The sequence below is a fragment of the Methylobacterium sp. WL64 genome, assembly GCF_008039945.1.
Lineage (GTDB): Bacteria > Pseudomonadota > Alphaproteobacteria > Rhizobiales > Beijerinckiaceae > Methylobacterium.
Genome location: NZ_VRVA01000007.1, coordinates 64,780 through 80,798 on the forward strand (window position 1 = coordinate 64,780; position 16,019 = coordinate 80,798).

At 68.3% G+C, this 16,019-nt stretch carries 12 protein-coding genes and 3 pseudogenes; 10 read left to right on the top strand and 5 right to left on the bottom strand.

Going from position 1 to position 16,019, the window contains the following annotated elements; genetic code table 11:
* Positions 1–22: 22 nt before the first annotated feature.
* On the bottom strand, positions 23–577 hold the full coding sequence (locus tag FV242_RS05890; protein WP_187278344.1) for a metallophosphoesterase: 555 nt from the start codon (positions 575–577) through the stop codon (positions 23–25).
* 510 nt (positions 578–1,087) lie between these two features.
* On the opposite strand from FV242_RS05890, the gene FV242_RS05895 reads away from it, so the two are divergent.
* On the top strand, positions 1,088–2,380 hold the full coding sequence (locus FV242_RS05895; RefSeq protein WP_147938267.1) for an FAD-dependent oxidoreductase: 1,293 nt from the start codon (positions 1,088–1,090) through the stop codon (positions 2,378–2,380).
* An 11-nt stretch (positions 2,381–2,391) separates the two neighbouring features.
* On the opposite strand, the pseudogene FV242_RS05900 reads toward FV242_RS05895, so the two are convergent.
* A pseudogene (locus tag FV242_RS05900) lies at positions 2,392–2,919 on the bottom strand (LysR substrate-binding domain-containing protein); the annotation flags it as partial.
* Positions 2,920–2,948: 29 nt separating this feature from the next.
* Between FV242_RS05900 and FV242_RS05905 the strand changes: the two are divergent.
* From FV242_RS05905 to FV242_RS05915, 3 genes are read left to right on the top strand one after another with little or no spacing between them, the layout of a single operon-like run.
* A complete protein-coding gene (locus tag FV242_RS05905) occupies positions 2,949–3,320 on the top strand; it encodes a PQQ-binding-like beta-propeller repeat protein (protein WP_147938269.1) in 372 nt (123 codons plus the stop codon).
* A gap of 57 nt (positions 3,321–3,377) precedes the next feature.
* Positions 3,378–4,097, top strand: a complete 720-nt coding sequence (locus FV242_RS05910) for a RibD family protein (RefSeq protein ID WP_147938270.1) — start codon at positions 3,378–3,380, stop codon at positions 4,095–4,097.
* 32 nt (positions 4,098–4,129) lie between these two features.
* The gene (locus tag FV242_RS05915; RefSeq protein ID WP_147938271.1) at positions 4,130–5,053 is read left to right on the top strand and encodes a hypothetical protein; all 924 of its coding nucleotides are present in this window, start codon (positions 4,130–4,132) and stop codon (positions 5,051–5,053) included.
* A 510-nt stretch (positions 5,054–5,563) separates the two neighbouring features.
* On the opposite strand, the gene FV242_RS05920 is transcribed toward FV242_RS05915, so the two are convergent.
* Both FV242_RS05920 and FV242_RS05925 read right to left on the bottom strand, forming a co-directional pair.
* Positions 5,564–6,553: a zinc-dependent alcohol dehydrogenase family protein gene (locus FV242_RS05920; protein ID WP_147938272.1), complete on the bottom strand. Its 990-nt coding sequence runs from the start codon at positions 6,551–6,553 to the stop codon at positions 5,564–5,566.
* Positions 6,554–6,616: 63 nt separating this feature from the next.
* Complete coding sequence (locus FV242_RS05925) at positions 6,617–7,369, bottom strand: SDR family NAD(P)-dependent oxidoreductase (RefSeq protein WP_147938273.1); 753 nt, start codon at positions 7,367–7,369, stop codon at positions 6,617–6,619.
* Between the two features lie 138 nt (positions 7,370–7,507).
* Between FV242_RS05925 and FV242_RS05930 the strand changes: the two genes are divergently transcribed.
* Both FV242_RS05930 and FV242_RS05935 read left to right on the top strand, forming a co-directional pair.
* A complete protein-coding gene (locus FV242_RS05930; RefSeq protein ID WP_147938274.1) occupies positions 7,508–8,392 on the top strand; it encodes a LysR family transcriptional regulator in 885 nt (294 codons plus the stop codon).
* A gap of 374 nt (positions 8,393–8,766) precedes the next feature.
* A pseudogene (locus FV242_RS05935) lies at positions 8,767–9,847 on the top strand (catalase family protein).
* Between the two features lie 155 nt (positions 9,848–10,002).
* On the opposite strand, the pseudogene FV242_RS05940 reads toward FV242_RS05935, so the two are convergent.
* Positions 10,003–10,359, bottom strand: a pseudogene (locus FV242_RS05940) (arsenical resistance protein ArsH); the annotation flags it as partial.
* 112 nt (positions 10,360–10,471) lie between these two features.
* On the opposite strand from FV242_RS05940, the gene FV242_RS05945 reads away from it, so the two are divergent.
* From FV242_RS05945 to FV242_RS05960, 4 genes are all read left to right on the top strand, one after another.
* The gene (locus FV242_RS05945; RefSeq protein ID WP_147764608.1) at positions 10,472–10,867 is read left to right on the top strand and encodes a hypothetical protein; all 396 of its coding nucleotides are present in this window, start codon (positions 10,472–10,474) and stop codon (positions 10,865–10,867) included.
* 82 nt (positions 10,868–10,949) lie between these two features.
* Positions 10,950–11,345 carry a FixH family protein gene (locus tag FV242_RS05950; RefSeq protein ID WP_147938275.1) on the top strand — a complete coding sequence of 132 codons (396 nt, stop codon included), beginning with the start codon at positions 10,950–10,952 and terminating at the stop codon, positions 11,343–11,345.
* Complete coding sequence (locus FV242_RS05955; protein WP_147764610.1) at positions 11,342–12,844, top strand: efflux RND transporter periplasmic adaptor subunit; 1,503 nt, start codon at positions 11,342–11,344, stop codon at positions 12,842–12,844. Before FV242_RS05950 ends, FV242_RS05955 begins: the two co-directional genes overlap by 4 nt.
* The gene (locus FV242_RS05960) at positions 12,841–15,999 is read left to right on the top strand and encodes an efflux RND transporter permease subunit (RefSeq protein WP_147938276.1); all 3,159 of its coding nucleotides are present in this window, start codon (positions 12,841–12,843) and stop codon (positions 15,997–15,999) included. Before FV242_RS05955 ends, FV242_RS05960 begins: the two co-directional genes overlap by 4 nt.
* Positions 16,000–16,019: the final 20 nt, after the last annotated feature.

A 16,019-nucleotide genomic window follows, 5' to 3' on the forward strand; every position in this document is an offset into this window, starting at 1 on the left:
CGGCGGGGCGGCATCCCCGGTGCTACCCTCCCGACCGTTCGACCTCGGCGGCCGCGTTCTCGGCGAGCCGCTCGCGGATCCGTTCCAGGGTCGTCGGGGCGTAGTCCCAGCAATCGACGCCCACGTCGGTGCTCGCCGCGGTCCCGGGAAGGCTACCGTGGGACTGCCCGTAGAGGTGGATGGCTCCTCGGTGCGCGGCTGGCCACGTACGATGGGCATAGTGGCTCAGCCAGATTTCCTGGGACCCACCGGCCGGATCCGGCAGATGGATCCGAGCCAGGTCGCGGACCGGCTCGGCACAGGGCAGGCGCTCGCCGAGCTTGTCGTGGTTGCCGCGGATCAGGAGCTTCCGCCCGTTCAGGCGCCTGAAGACCCGTAGGGCATGCTCCTCGGTGCACTTGTGAGCGAAGTCGCCCAGGTGCCAGACGGTGTCCGTCGGGCGCACGACCGCGTTCCAGAGCGCGATCAGGGTCTCGTCGTGCTCCTGGATCGAGGCGAACGGCCTTCGCGCCTGGATTTTATCCGAGATCACCAATGGGTGCCCGAAGTGGCTGTCGGCTGTGACGTAGGTAGCCATGATGGCCTCCAGGAAATCGGAGGCTCGGCACGCGGCGCGGCTCTCCGGGGTCAATCGGACGGATGGCGCGCGGCTGCTTTCATGGTGTCGTACTCCTGATCGGGGCGCATCGATCGCCTGGACGACGACCAGCCGCAAGCTCGACCGTCGGGTTATCCCTGGGCTTCATGCGGACACGGAGGATGCCATGTCGGACGAAGCGATTTACCTGAGGGCATTCCTCCGGCCACCCAGGACATCGGCTTGCCAACGCCGCCGAGCCCAGGACGGCTCCCCCACCGCACCCTCCGCCAGGGACGGACAGGGAGGAGGAGCCTGCCTGGGCTGGCCTAGGCGAGCCCTCGAAACCCTGATCCAGGATCACGGCAGGCACCCGCCGGCCAGAACGCCACAAGCACGGACGCAGCCGGCGGACGGGAGCCTGCATAAAGGGCATCGAATTCGACAGACCTGCGTCGTGACCGCCGCACGGACCTTGGAAGCCGTATCGGCCGACCTCACCTTGGCCTCATGGGCAGCGAGTTCGATGTCATCATCGTAGGGGGAGGCGCCGCCGGCATCGGCGCCGCTCGGCGGCTCGCGGCCCATGGCAAATCGGCTCTGTTGCTTGAGGCGTCATCGCGTCTCGGTGGCCGTGCATGCACGCAGGATCTCGGCGGCCATCCGCTCGACCTCGGCTGCGAGTGGCTTCACTCGGGCGACCGCAACGCCTGGGTTGGCATCGCCGAGACATCGGGCTTCCCGGTCGACCGAGGCGAGCCACCATGGGCTAAGGCGCATCCTTCCCTCACCGAGGACCAAGACGGGCAAGAGGCGGCGCAACGGGCGTACGGCGACTGGGATGAGCGGCTCCGCACGGTCGCGAGGGCCAGCGACCGGGCCAGCGACGCCCTTGAGCCCGGCGGTGCCTGGAACGCCTACGTCCGGGCCATCGCCGGCTTCATGAGCGGCGTCGCGCCTGAGGCGATCTCGGCTACCGACTACCTGGCTTACGACGATGCCTCCACGGGCCGGAACTGGAACTTGCCGCTTGGCTACGGCACCTTGGTTGCCTCCAGCCTGCCGTCCGCGACGACGCTGCGGCTCGCCACCCCCGCCGAGCGGATCGACCTGACGGCGGACGGCGTCGCCGTCACCACCCGCGCCGGCACCGTCCACGCCGGGGCCGCCATTCTCACGGTCTCGACCGCGGTCCTGGCCGGCGACGCGATCCGCCTTCCCTCCAGAACCGATCCCTGGCGCGAGGCGGCCGCCGCACTGCCTTTGGGCCGCAACGAGAAGGTCTTTTTGGAGATCGGACCCGAGGTCGGGTTTGAGCCGGATACGCACGCCTACGGCAACCTCTACGATCCAAGGTCCGCCGCCTACTCCATCCGGCCCAACGGCTGGCCGGTGATCGAGGCGTTCCTCGGGGGCGAGGGCGCCCGCGTCGTGGCGGAGGAAGGCCCGGCCGCAGGTTTCGCCTACGTGTCGGCCGAGTTGGCCAGCCTGTTTGGCACCGACGTGGCGTCGGCGATCCGACCGCTCGCGGCGACGTGCTGGAGCCGGATGGCTTCCATCGGCGGCGCGTATAGCTGCGCCCTGCCGGGGCGATCCGGTGCACGGGCCCAGCTGGCCCGGCCTTTCGAGGACCGGCTTTTCTTCGCCGGCGAGGCGACGCACCCCTTCGACTTCACGACCGCCCACGGAGCCCACGACAGCGGGCAAAGGGCTGCCGACGAGGCCATGGCGGCGCTTCGGGACAGGCACCGACTCGGACGGCCAGGCCCCTTCGCCGCCGCGGCCGCGCGCGGCGACCGCTAGCAGTCCGGCGGTCAATCGGAAACGGCCCGCGGTCGTTCACCAACTGAAGGCCGGTAAGGCAGGGCCTCGACCAGCAGCGCGAAGGCCGGCGAATGCTGACGTCGGCTCGGATAGTAGAGGTGGTAGCCCGGAAACCGATCGCACCACCGCTCCAGAACCCTGATGAGCCTGCCCTCGTCGATGTGCGCCCTCACCATGTCTTCGGGAAGGTAGGCGAGACCGAAGCCGTCCAGGGCCGCGCGCAGGAGCATGGCGGCGTCATTGAAGGTCAGTTGTCCCTCCACCCGAACCCGCGTTTCGCGACCGCCCTCGTCGAACTCCCACACGTAGAGACCGCCCAGCGTCGGCAGGCGGTGGTTGATGCAGATGTGGGACACGAGGTCCTGCGGCGTGCGAGGCTTCGTCCGGGCCTCGAAATACGAGGGTGAGCCCACCACCGCCATTCGCATCGTCGGTCCGATGGGGACGGCGACCATGTCCTTGGCGACGATGCCTCCGAGACGAACGCCGGCGTCGAACCGCTCGGCGACGATGTCGGTCGCCGTGCAGCCCGCCGCCGTGGGGGCTGATGTCCGCGGTCGACCTGTCCAGCGGGCGGGTGATCTGGAGCCGGCCGTTCGGCACCGCCCGCGACACCGGCCCGCTCGGCATCCCTAAGATGCTGCCGTTGCCGATGGGCGTACCCTTCTTGGGTGGGTCGATCACGACCCGCGGCGGCCTGGTCTTCATCGCGGCCTCGGTCGAGCAGGCCATCCGCGCCTACGACGTCTCCACCGGTGAGGAGGTGTGGAAGGCGCGCCTGCCTGCCGGAGGCCAGGCGACGCCGATGACGTATCGGTCCCCAAGCGGAAGGCAGTTCGTCGTAGTCGCGGCGGGCGGCAAGCCCTCGATTAAGACCACGCCGGGCACCAAGCTCGTGGCCTACGCGCTGCCTCGGTGAGGCGGCCGGCGGGGATCCGGCGTTGTGGAAGGGGATATCGGACAAGGGACATGACCCATGCGACCCAGGATTATCTGCCACATGGTGAGCTCCGTCGACGGACGGCTCCATCCGAGCCGGTACACGGTCCCGGCGGCTGGCGTGGACGGTGCCCGCCTTCGCCGGCACTACGACGAGGTCTCGGCCCGGTTCGAGGCGCAGGGCTGGATGATCGGCCGCGTGACGATGCAGGAGATGGCCAAGGGATCGGCACGCGACGTCGGAAGCGCCGGTGTCGCCTCGCGCGAGCCCTTCGTCGGAGACCGGAAGGACCGTGACCTCGCGGTCGCCATCGACCCGCACGGGAAGGTCCACTACGGCCAGGACAATGTCCTCGGCGACCATGTCGTCGCCGTGCTGTCGGAGGGTGTCCCCGATGCTTACCTGGCCGAGCTGCGCGAGGATGGCGTCTCCTACCTATTCGCCGGCCCGGACGGACGGGACCTAGGGCGGGCGATGGAAGCTCTCGGCGAGACATTCGGCATCGAGACGATCCTGCTGGAGGGCGGCGCGGGCATCAACGGCGCCTTCCTGAAGGCCGGCCTCATCGACGAGATCAGCGTGCTCATCCAGCCGGCCGTCGACGGCCTGGCCGGCGTCGAGAGCATCTTCGGGTACCAGGGGGAGCCCGGCGAACGGCCGGGCGCCGGCCAGTCGCTTCGCCACGTCTCCACCGAAACGCTCGAAGGCGGATTGGTGTGGCTGCGCTACCAGGTCGAGGATGCCCCGGCGACCTGAGGATCTCCCCGACCCGGACGATAGGAGCGAACATGCCCAGGCTCACCACGACCGTCGACTACGCCGAACGCGACGCCACCATCACGATCAACACCTACACCACGGTGCTGCGACGCCCCCGTGTGCCGCACGAGCTTTTCGCAACCTACTGGCGGGACGTGCACGGCCCCCTCTGCGCGCGCATTCCCGGGCTCGGGTGGTACGTGCAGCGGCATCTCGACCGTGAGCAGGACGCCCACCTATGGCCCGTGGTCGAGGGCATCGGACCGTTCGAGGACTACGAGTTGGACGGGGGCGTCGAGATCGGCTTCCGCTCCGCCTCGGACCAGGTAGCCTTCGACGAGGCGTGCCCGATCCTGTTCGCGGACGAGCAGAACATGTTCGCCGCCACGCTCGCGTACGCGCTCCCGCACGGCTCGACGACCTTGGTGGACCGTGTGGCCGAGCCGTCCCCGAACGGGGACGACGGTCTCGACCGGATCGAGATCCATCTCGGCGCCTTAAACGATGATGCGGCGGCGTTCGGCAGGCGCATAACCGCGTTGGCCCGCTTCCTCGCGGCAGAGGCGGCGGTCCTGAAGGTGCGGCTTCACCTGCCTGAGCCCTACGACAACGCGAAGCCCGCTCCGCCGGCGCCGAACGTGGATCACGCGGTGCCGAGCGAACGTCGGCTGATCGCGGTCCTGGAACTGGCGTTCGGCTCACCGTTGGATCGGCGGACCTTCTACGCGTCCGACGCCTTCGGGGCGGCGACCGTGGGATTGGGCGAGCATATCGCCCATGCCTCGGCGTTCGCGGTCAGCGGTGTCTACACCTACGTCCGCGACGGAAAGCTGACGCTGGCGGGCCTGCGCGGCAGCCGGCCGGCCCAACTCATCGAGCGGATCGGCGCGGTCAACCAGGTTGGTGCGGACGTGCGGCACCTGTTTCTCCCCGGCGAGGTATCCGGCAGCTGAGTTGCCGCCGGCGCCTGGAAGACCGGATGGTTCCGCCTGCATCATGCCGGGCTGACCATCCGTTCCAATGGGAAGCCTTCAGGCCAGGCCTCTCGACCCGTGGGTTAGCGCGTCGCTGATACGTCAAGCGAGCGGGTTGTCCGGCATCGCGGATGTGCTCGTGAAAGCTACGGTGCAAGACGACCGCTACCCTGCAAACTGCAACAGCGGCTCGGTCGCTGACCGGACTTCGCGGGCGCCCTTGAGCCATCGCAGGTCGGCCCCGGAGCGTCGGAATTCGCGACTCCGATGGCAGCGGGAAACGGGAAGCGCTTCCCTGTGCCCGCTGTCGGAATCAACGTTTCGTAAACCATGTGCTTGTCGATGGGCCGGGACCTTTCCGGGCCTGGGCGAACTGGCACGAAACGGAGTGGCGTCGATCACGACCACCCCTACCGGGCGTTCGGGTTTCGAGCGATACGGCCTCGCGGGAAGGAGGCCGTATCCGGTGTTTGGTTCAGCGTCGGTCGGTCAGACGGTCACCACGATCTTCCCGACCTGCTCGTTGCTCTCCATGAAGCGGGTCGCCTCCACGATCTCATCGAGCTTGAAGGTCCGCGCGATGACGGGCTTCAGCGCCCCCGAGGCCAACCCCTCGACGATGAAGGCCTTGGCCCGCTCCAGCCGTTCCGGGTCCGTGGTGATCTCGAAAAGTTGGTAGCCCCGGATGGTGAGGTTCTTCCCAAGGAGGGAGAGGACCGGCACCGGCACGTCGGAAACGTCGAGCGCGCCGTACTGGAAGAAGATGCCCAGGTGCGAGAGCGCATCGAGGATCTTCGGAACCTCGGGCCCACCGACCGGATCGAAGGCGATACGGGCGCCCTTGCCGTCGGTGATCCTCCTGACCTCGGCGACGAGGTCCTGCTCGGACGTGGCGATGACGTGCTGCGCCCCTGCCGCGAGAAGCGTCTCCCGCTTCGAGCTACCCCGCGTGAGTGCGACGGAGACCCCACCGAGCATGTTGACGATCTGGATGGCGGCGAGCCCTACGCTGGACGAGGCCGCCCGGATCAGCACCACGTCGCCCTTTTGCATCCTGGCGATGTCGACCAGGGCGCCGTAGGCCGTGACGAACATCATCCAGGTCGCGGCGGCGTCCTCCCAGGACAGGCTCTCCGGGTGCCTCACCACGCCGAAGACCGGGGCGTTCACGAGCTCGCCGTGCAGGCCGTACTCGCCCAGCACGAAGCAGGGCACGACGCTGACCTTGTCGCCGACCGAGAAGCCTTCGACGCCGGGGCCGATCCTCTCGACCAGGCCCGCGGCCTCGTAGCCGGTGGTCGCGGGAAAGGTCGGCTGGGTGACGTACTGGCCGGTGCGGAACATGACCTCGGCGCGGTTCAGGCCCATAGCCTTCACCCGGATCTGGACCTCGCCGGCCTTGGGGGCGGGCACCTCGACATCCTCGACCTTGAGGACCTCGGGACCACCGATCTCATGGAATCGTACGATGCGCGACATTGGCTGTTCCTTGTCCTGGGATGGGATGAACGACCGCCGGAGCGGTCCGGGTGACGCCGGGTGTCAGAAGGAATACCGGCGCATGCCGCCATCGACCGTGAGGACGATGCCGGTGACGTATCCGGCCTTCGGGGAGGCCAGGAAGGTGACCGCGTTGGCGACGTCCTCCGGCTTCCCAAAGTCCCGCAGGGCGATCTCCCGTTCCGCGAACTTGCGCCGCTCGTCGCCGGGATAGAGCCTACGGATCTGGGCCGTATCGATGAGGCCGGGCTGGACGCAGTTCACGGTTACGCCGTGCGCGCCGAGCTGCTCCGAGAGCCCCTTGGACCAGACCACCAAGCCTGCCTTCGCCACCATCGCCGCGTTGACCACCTCCGGCTCCAGGTTGCCCGAGATACTGATGATCGACCCCGCCTTGAGGCTGAGGAAGTTCGGCAGGAGGGCCTGGGTCAGTTGCCGGTGACGGTTGAAGTTCAAGGTCATGCCCTCGACCCACTGCTCCTCGGGGGCGTCGATGGCCATCGGACGGCTCCCGCCGGCATTATTGACGAGGACGTCGACCTGGCCGAACGACGAAAGCGCCGCCTCCGCGATCCTCCCCGGCCCGTCGGGGGCGACGAAGTCCTGCACTAAGGTGACCGGGGCGATGCCGCCGGCGTCCACCACCTCCGCGACGAGGCTCGCCAGCAAGTCCTCGTCGCGGGCGGTCGCAAACACCCTCACACCCTCGGTCGCCAGGGTCTTGGCGATGGCCCTTCCCAGCCCTTGGCTCGCGCCGGTCACCACTGCCGTCTTGCCGTTCAATCCAAGGTCCATGATCGTTCCCCGCCGATGCCGGCCATCGCCGATGCCATTTCCACGGATCGGGGATCGGCTGCTGACCTGAACCTAAGGGTGGGCGACTGTTGCGATAACCTGCTAGTTTCTGCGCGCGGTGCTGAACGAGACAGAACAATGCGCGCGAGCGAACTCGGCGAGATGTCGACCTTCCTGGCGGTCGCCAGGCATCGCAGCTTCCGGAAGGCGGCAACGGAGCGTGGCGTCGCCTCATCCGCTGTCAGCCATGCCATCCGCAGCCTTGAGGACCGCATCGGCGTTCGGCTGCTCCAGCGCACGACACGGTCCGTCGCCCTGACCGACGCGGGCGAACGCTTTCTCGCCGAGCTCGCACCTGCCTTCGAGCAGATCGCCAGGGCCCAGGAGAGCCTGAACACCTTCCGGGAGACCCCGTTCGGCACCGTCAGGATCAATCTGCCGACCTCGATTGCCCCCTTCCTGCTGCGCGACGTCATGGTCCCGCTGATCGAGGAGAACCCGGGTCTGCGCCTCGACTTCGTGGCCACCGACAGTCTGGTCGATATCGTCGAGGAAGGGTTCGATGCGGGCATCCGGTTCGGCGAGGTGCTGTCCCGGGATATGGTCGCCATCCGGATCGGGCCGGTGCAGCGTCTCGTCGTGGTGGGCTCGCCGGATTACCTGAGCAGGAACCCTCGCCCGAAGCACCCGCGCGACCTCGCCCGCCACATTGGCATCCGGTACCGCTTCCCCAGCGGCAAGATGTTCAACTGGCGGTTCGAACGGGACGGCGAGGCCATTGAGGTCGAGGTCGACGGACCGATCACCCTCGACGACCAGCAACTGATGATCGAGGTCGCCGCCAAGGGGGGCGGTCTCGCCTACGTCTGGGAGGATCGCGCCAGGCCGTATCTCGATACCGGAACCCTGGGCCTCTGCTTGGAGGCTTGGTGCCCAGTGAAGGGCGACCTGTTCCTCTACTACCCGAGCCGAAGGCATGTCTCCGGAGGTCTCAGGGTCCTGATCGATCGCATGCGGATCTGATGCCGCGGATGGCCGGGTGGCCGGACCGGATTAGCCCGAGCCTCGATCAGGCTGGGTTTGGGCGCATCGAACGCAGGGATATCGAAACGGACATCATCGCCGTATCGACCCATTACTCAACGGTCATACGGGACGATCCTGCGTCTAGGATTGCGTTCCCTTCGGTCGTCCGTAGCCGGTCCGTCGGGAACGACCAAACCGTCTGGCGTTTGTAAGAGCATCAATCTGCCGGAGTCGCATTCGCGACCGTTTGAACCTAGCCCTCGTCCGAGGAGCGCTTGCTTCTTGACGAGACCCGCATCGGAAGATGGCTGGGCGGCAGCCTGCTTTAGTGCCTGACCAAGCACGGTTGAAGCTATTACCGAAGGATAAGCATGACCTACCTGCGCTACGCCCCCGACATCGAGCAGCCGGCGCTAGACGAGCAGGAGACCATCGACGGCATCATAAAGGGCATGACCCAGCAGTCGGAGACGGTCGAAAAGCGCGAGCACCACGCGGTCCGCGCTAGCCACGCGAAGAGCTCGGCCTGCGTCACGGGCAAGCTGACGGTCGCTGCCGGCCTGCAGCCGGAGCTGGCGCAAGGGCTTTTCGCCACGCCTGGTAGCCATCCCGTCGCGGTACGCTTCGCGCAGGGCCCCGGCGAGACCCTGGGTGACCGCGTGTCGACCCATCGCGGCATGTCCATCAAGGTCTTCGACGTTCCTGGAGAGAAGCTCCCAGGCCATTCCGTCGACACCCAGGACTTCGTGCTCGCAACCGGCACGACCTTCCCGTCCGGCACCGCGGCCGGCTTCCTGCGCGACGGCACGGTCATCGGCAAGTCGACCGGCCTGCCTGAGGGCGTGAAGAGCGCGGTATCCTCCACCATGCGCAACCTCAACAAGGCGCTCCATGCCTTCGGCACCGATCGCGCTCGCCGACTTCTTCGGACACCCCTACAGTCACCCTCTGGCGGACAGCTACTTCAGCCAGGCGCCGGTGCGGTACGGCGATTACGTGGCTAAGCTCGCGGCCGTTCCCACGGCCGAGGCCCAGCGCGCGCTGTCCGATTGGAGGCTCGATCCGCACCAGGACGAGGACGGCTTCCGGCACGCAACGGTCGCCTTCTTCCGAAAGAACGAGGTGGTGTTCGAGCTGAAGGCGCAGCTTTGGGCGGATGCCGAGCGGCAGCCCATCGAAGTCGCCTCGGTCGACTGGCCGGTCTCGGTCAGCCCCTACCGGACGGTGGCGACGCTCCGTCTGCCACGCCAGGACGCCTATTCGCTGGAGCGGGTGCGCTACTTCGACGAGGTGATGACCTTCCGCCCCGCGCACAGCCTCGCTGCGCACATGCCGCTCGGTTCGGTGATGCGCGCGCGATTGCAGGTCTATCGGGCACTGAGCGACTTCCGTCACCGCGAGAACGGCGTTGCGGCCGAGGACACCGCCGGCATCGACCGCATCCCAGCTTGAGGAACGGCGCGATCAGCGCATCCACAAAGCCGTGAAGTTCAGACCTTGAGCGCGCCCGAGAGACGCGTCGGTCCAGTGCACCCTGAGGCCCGCCCGCCCGCGGGCCATGCAGATCCCTGCATCGGACCTGCGAGGAACCGACCGGCCTGGCGGCCTCAGATGGGCCTGGCGACGAACCCGATGTCGGCGGCGACGGACTTGAGCCGTTCCGGCTCCCGCTCCCTGCGCTCCGAATACCGGTCGACGAGGTAGTCGGAGCGGCCGCGCGTCAGCAGGGTAAACTTGAACAGCTCCTCGCAGACGTCGACCACCCGGTCGTAGAGCGGCCCCGGCTTCATCCGGCCGGCCTCGTCGAACTCCTTGTAGGCCATCGGGACCGAGGACTGGTTGGGGATGGTGATCATCCGCATCCACCTGCCGAGCACACGCAGGCCGTTGACCGCGTTGAACGACTGCGAACCGCCCGAGACCTGCATCACGGCCAGGGTCCGCCCTTGCGTCGGGCGAACCGACGCGCTTCTTACCGTGCTCGCCCTCGCGAACGTCGCGCTCGCCGTATCGCTTCGGCGCGTCGCGTAGTCCCTGTCCCTTCCTCGCCGACATGCGATGTGGCATCCTCCGTCCGTGACCTTCTGGCTCGCCCTTCGGCGGCTGCTCCCGCTCCTGGCGGTGCTCGGCCTCGCCCTCGCGCCGGTGACCGCCTCCGCGGCCGCCTCGGGCATGCGCGCGCCGACGGCCGTTCAGGGTCACGCCATGGCGATGCCCGACGAGGCCATGGACGACATGGCCGGGATGGCCATGGACGAGATGCCGTGCTGTCCCAAGGAGCGGCCGGACATGCCCGACTGCTCGAAGGGCTGCCCGTTGATGGCGCTCTGCCTGGCGAAGGTCGTCACCGGCCTGCCGGTCGCCGTCGGACTTCCGGGCCGCGTTGCCGGCGTCGAGGGGCCGATTTGGGGCGTCACCGCCTCCTTCGACAGCCTCTCGCAAGGGCCGCCCACCGAGCCTCCCCGAGCCTGAATTCGATGCCGCCGGCGTGAGCGCCGGCCGATCCCGCGCGCCTGAAGGCCCGGGTCCCATCGTTTTCAGGAGATCATCGACCGTGTCCAACACATCGTTTTCGCGCGCCCTGACGGCTGCGCTGCTCGGCCTCGCCCTCACTGCCGCGGCCCGGGCCGACACCAAGGACTACGAGTTCCAGCTGGTGAAGGACGAGGCCAGGCAGGGCGAGGCCATCCTCGACGTCCGCCTCGTCGACAAGCGCACGTCCAAGCCCGTGCCGAACGCCGTCATCTTCGCCAAGCGCATCGACATGGCGCCCGACAGCATGGAGGAGATGACCTCGAAGATCGAGCAGCTGCCGTCACCGGAGCCGGGCGTCTACCGGTTCAAGGCGAAGCTGACGATGGCCGGCGGCTGGCGCCTCTCGCTCGGGGCCAAGGTGCAGGGCGAGACCGGCACCGTCGAGAACAGGCTGGTGTTCAAGGCCACCAAGTGAACCGGTCGGCTTGGGCAGCCGGGACCCTCGCCGCGCTCGCGGCGGGGGTTTTGGGGTATGGCGCTGGGCACGAGGGCAGCCCCGTGCCGGGGCTCGTCCGGCAGGCGCGGACCGGGTTCGCCCATTGGCTGCCGGGAACTCGGCAGCCGCCTTCGGTACCCGTTCGGGTCCCGGCCAAGGCGACGGGTCCGGTGGTCTACTACCGGGACCCGGACGGGAAGCCGGACTACGCCGCGGAGCCGACACGCACCGCGGACGGTCGAGACTACCGCGCCGTCCGCGCCAGCGAGGACGTGCGCTTCGACGAACCCGACGAGGCGGAGGCGATGCCGGACCCCGGGCACGGCGACATGGCCATGGGTCAGGCCATCACGCCCGCGGGGACCCGCAAGGTACGCTTCTACCGCAACCCGATGGGCCTTCCGGACACCTCGCCGATTCCGAAAAAGGATTCGATGGGGATGGACTACCTCCCCGTCTACGAGGGCGAGGACACCGACGACGGCACCGTGAGGATCTCGCCGGGCAAGCTCCAGCGCACCGGGGTACGGACGGCGGTCGCCGAGCGACGGGTCCTGTCGATGCCGGTGCGCGCGCCGGGCGCCATCGAGGAGGACGAGCGCCGGATCTCGGTCATCGCGATGCGCACGGACGCCTTCATCGAGAAGGTCGAGGCCGTCACCACCGGCGACCACGTCCACAAGGGCCAGCCGCTCCTGCGCCTGTTCTCGCCGGAGATGAACGCGGCCGCGGCGCAGTACCTCACCGGCATCGGCTACGAGGGCGCCCGCCGGCGCCTGGAGAACCTCGGCATCCCGTCCGAGGTCATCGACGAGATCGAGCGTACCCGAAAAGTGCCCTCGACCATCACGTGGTCGGCGCCCCGCGACGGCGTCGTGGTCGAGCGCAACGTCTCGGACGGCATGCGCGCCAAGTCCGGCGACACCCTGTTCAAGCTCGTCGACCACTCGCGGGTCTGGGTCCTGGCCGACGTGACCGAACGCGACCTGGCGGCCGTGGCGGAGGGCCAGACGGCGACCGTGCGCGCCAGGACGTTCCCGGACCGCGTCTTCACCGGCGCGGTGACCCGGATCTACCCGCACCTCGCCATGGGGACCCGGACCGCCCGCCTGCGCATCGAGTTGCCGAACCCGAACGGCGACCTGCGCCCGGGGATGTTCGCCGACGTGACGATCGCCACCGGCAGCGACAGGCCGGTGGTGGCGGTGCCCGACGACGCCGTAATCGACACCGGCACGAAACAAGTCGTCCTGCTCGACAGGGGCGAGGGCCGCTTCGAGCCGAGACCGGTCAGGCTCGGCACCCGTGGCGACGGCTACGTCGAGATCCGCGACGGCATCGTCGCCGGCGACCGCGTGGTGACCTCGGCCAACTTCCTGATCGACGCCGAGAGCAACCTGAAGGCGGCGCTGCAGGGGCTTTCGGAGCCCAAACCCGACCCGGGCCCGCAGGCTGCGGCCGAAGGGAAGGCGCCATGATTGCCCGTCTGATCGCCTGGTCGGCCCGGAATCTGGTGCTGGTCCTGATCGGGACGGTGTTCGCGGTCGGAGCGGGGCTCTACGCCTTAAGGACCCTGCCGCTCGACGCGATCCCGGACCTCTCGGACGTCCAGACCATCGTCTACACCGAGTACCCCGGGCAGGCGCCGCAGGTCATCGAGGATCAGGTCACCTACCCGCTGACCACCGCGATGCTGACGGTGCCCCGGTCGAAGGTCGTGCGCGGCTTCTCGTTCTTCGGGGTGTCGTTCGTCTACGTCATCTTCGAGGACGGCACCGACCCGTACTGGGCCCGCAGCCGGGTGCTCGAATACCTGAACACCGTGGCCAAGCGCCTGCCGGCCGGCGTGACCCCGACCCTGGGGCCCGACGCGACCGGGGTCGGCTGGGTCTACCAGTACGTCGTGGTCGCCAAGGAACGGACGCTGGCCGAGCTCCGGTCGCTGCAGGACTGGGTCGTCCGCTTCGGGGCGTCGCGCGCCGAGGGCGTGGCGGAGGTCGCCGGCGTCGGCGGCTTCGTGAAGCAGTACAACGTCGTGGTCGATCCGAACCGCCTGCGGGCGCAGGGCATCACCCTGTCCAAGCTCCGGGAGGCCATCCGGGCGAGCAACGCCGACGTCGGCGGCCGCACCGTCGAGCTCTCCGAGTTCGAGTTCGTCGTCCGTGGCCGCGGCTACCTCAAGAGCGTCGCCGACATCGAGAGCATCGTCCTGAGGACGGAGGCGGGCACGCCCCTCCGGGTGAAGGACGTCGCCCGGGTCGAGCTCGGTCCCGACGAGCGCCGCGGGATCACCGAGATGAACGGCGACGGCGAGGTCGCCGGCGGGATCGTGCTGCAGCGGTTCGGGGCCAACGCCCTGAACGTCATCGAGAACGTGAAGGGCCGCCTTGCCGAGGTCGCCGCCAGCCTGCCCAAGGGCACGGAGATCCTTCCGGTCTACGACCGCTCGCACCTCATCGAGGCGGCCATCGAGACGCTCAAGGGCACGCTGATCGAGGAGAGCGCCATCGTCGCCCTCGTCTGCGTCGTGTTCCTGCTCCACGTCCGCAGCGCGCTGGTGGCGATCCTGATGCTGCCGGTCGGCATCCTCATGGCGTTCGCGGGCATGAAGGTTTTGGGGCTCGGGGCCAACATCATGAGCCTGGGCGGCATCGCCATCGCGGTGGGCGCCATGATCGACGCCGCCATCGTGATGATCGAGAACGCCCACAAGCACCTGGAGCGGGCACCGCCGGACAAACCCAGGGTCGAGATCCTGATCGAGGCGGCAAGCGAGGTCGGGCCGTCGCTGTTCTTCTCGCTCCTCATCATCACCGTGAGCTTCCTGCCGATCTTCACCCTTGAAAGCCAGGAGGGGCGCCTATTCGGTCCGCTGGCCTTCACCAAGACGTTCGCGATGGCGGCGGCGGCGGTGCTGTCCCTGACCCTCGTCCCCGCGCTGATGGTGCTGTTCGTCCGCGGGCGGATCATCCCCGAGCACCGCAACCCGGTGAACAGACTCCTGATCTGGATTTACCGACCGCTCATCGCAGGCGTCCTGCGGGCGCGGGTGCTCACCATCCTGTTGGCCCTCGTCGTCCTGGCGGCGACGGCATGGCCGGCGAGCCGGCTCGGCTCCGAGTTCATGCCCGACCTCGACGAGGGCACCTTGATGTACATGCCGACCACGCTGCCGGGCATCTCGGTGACCAAGGCCGGGGACCTGCTCGCCACCCAGGACAGGATTATCAAGTCGTTCCCCGAGGTCGCCTCGGTCTACGGCAAGGCCGGTCGGGCCAACACCGCGACCGACCCGGCGCCGTCCGAGATGTTCGAGACCATCGTCAACCTGAAGCCGAAGGCGGAGTGGCGACCCGGGGTCACGACGGCGAGCCTGAAGGCCGAGATGGACGCCGCGCTTCAGTTCCCCGGGGTCTCGAATGCCTGGACCCAGCCGATCCGCGCCCGCATCGACATGCTCTCGACCGGCATCCGTACGCCGGTCGGGATCAAGGTGCTGGGGACGGACCTTTCCGAGATGGAGAAGGTCGCCCGCCAGGTCGAGGCGGTGGTGAAGGCGGTGCCGGGCACGTCGAGCGCCTACGCCGAACGGGTGCAGGGCGGCTACTTCCTCGACATCACCCCCGACCGCGAGGCGCTGGGCCGGTACGGGCTGACCGTCGGCGACGTGCAGGACGTGATCGGGATGGCGCTCGGCGGCGAGAGCGTCACCAACACCGTCGAGGGCCGCGAGCGCTACACCGTCAATGTGCGCTACCCGCGCGCCTTCCGCTCCGACCCGCGCTCCATCGCCTCCGAGGTTCAGGTGCCGATCCCGGGTGGGGGCACGGTACCGCTCGGTGAGGTCGCCAAGGTTCAGTTGAACCGTGGCCCGACCCAGATCCGGACCGAGAACGGGCAACTCGCGGTCTTCATCTACGTCGACGTCGCCGGTCGCGACCTTGGGGGCTACGTCGCCGAGGCGCGGGCGGCGGTCGCCAAAGAGGTGAGCCTGCCGCAGGGTACCCTCGTGCAGTGGAGCGGTCAGGTCGAGTACCTCGACCGGGCGACGGCCCGGCTCAAGGTCGTGGTGCCGCTGACGCTGCTGATCGTGTTCCTGCTGCTGTACCTCAACTTCCGTCGACTGACCGAGACCCTGATCGTGATGCTGTCGCTGCCGTTCGCGCTCGTCGGCGGGGTCTGGCTGATGTGGTGGATGGGCTTCAACCTGTCGGTGGCGGTGGCCGTCGGCTTCATAGCACTGGCAGGCGTCGCGGCCGAGACCGGGGTGATCATGCTGGTCTACCTCGATCATGCGCTGGCCGAGATCCGGGCCGGATGCGACCGCGCCGGACGGGCACTCACCCGTGCCGACCTGCGGAGGGCCATCATGATCGGCGCGGTGGAGCGGGTGCGTCCGAAGGTGATGACGGTGGTCGCCATCATGGCCGGGCTCCTGCCGATCCTGTGGAGCACCGGATCGGGCTCTGAGGTTATGCAGCGGATCGCGGTCCCCATGATCGGCGGCATGGTCTCGTCGACCGTCCTGACCCTCGTGGTAATCCCTGCGGTCTACGGCCTGGTGAAGGGCTGGGGACTGCCGCGGTCCGAACCGAATGCCATCGACCCCGAGGCCCGACTTGTAACGTTATGAACACACAGGGCGGAAAACCC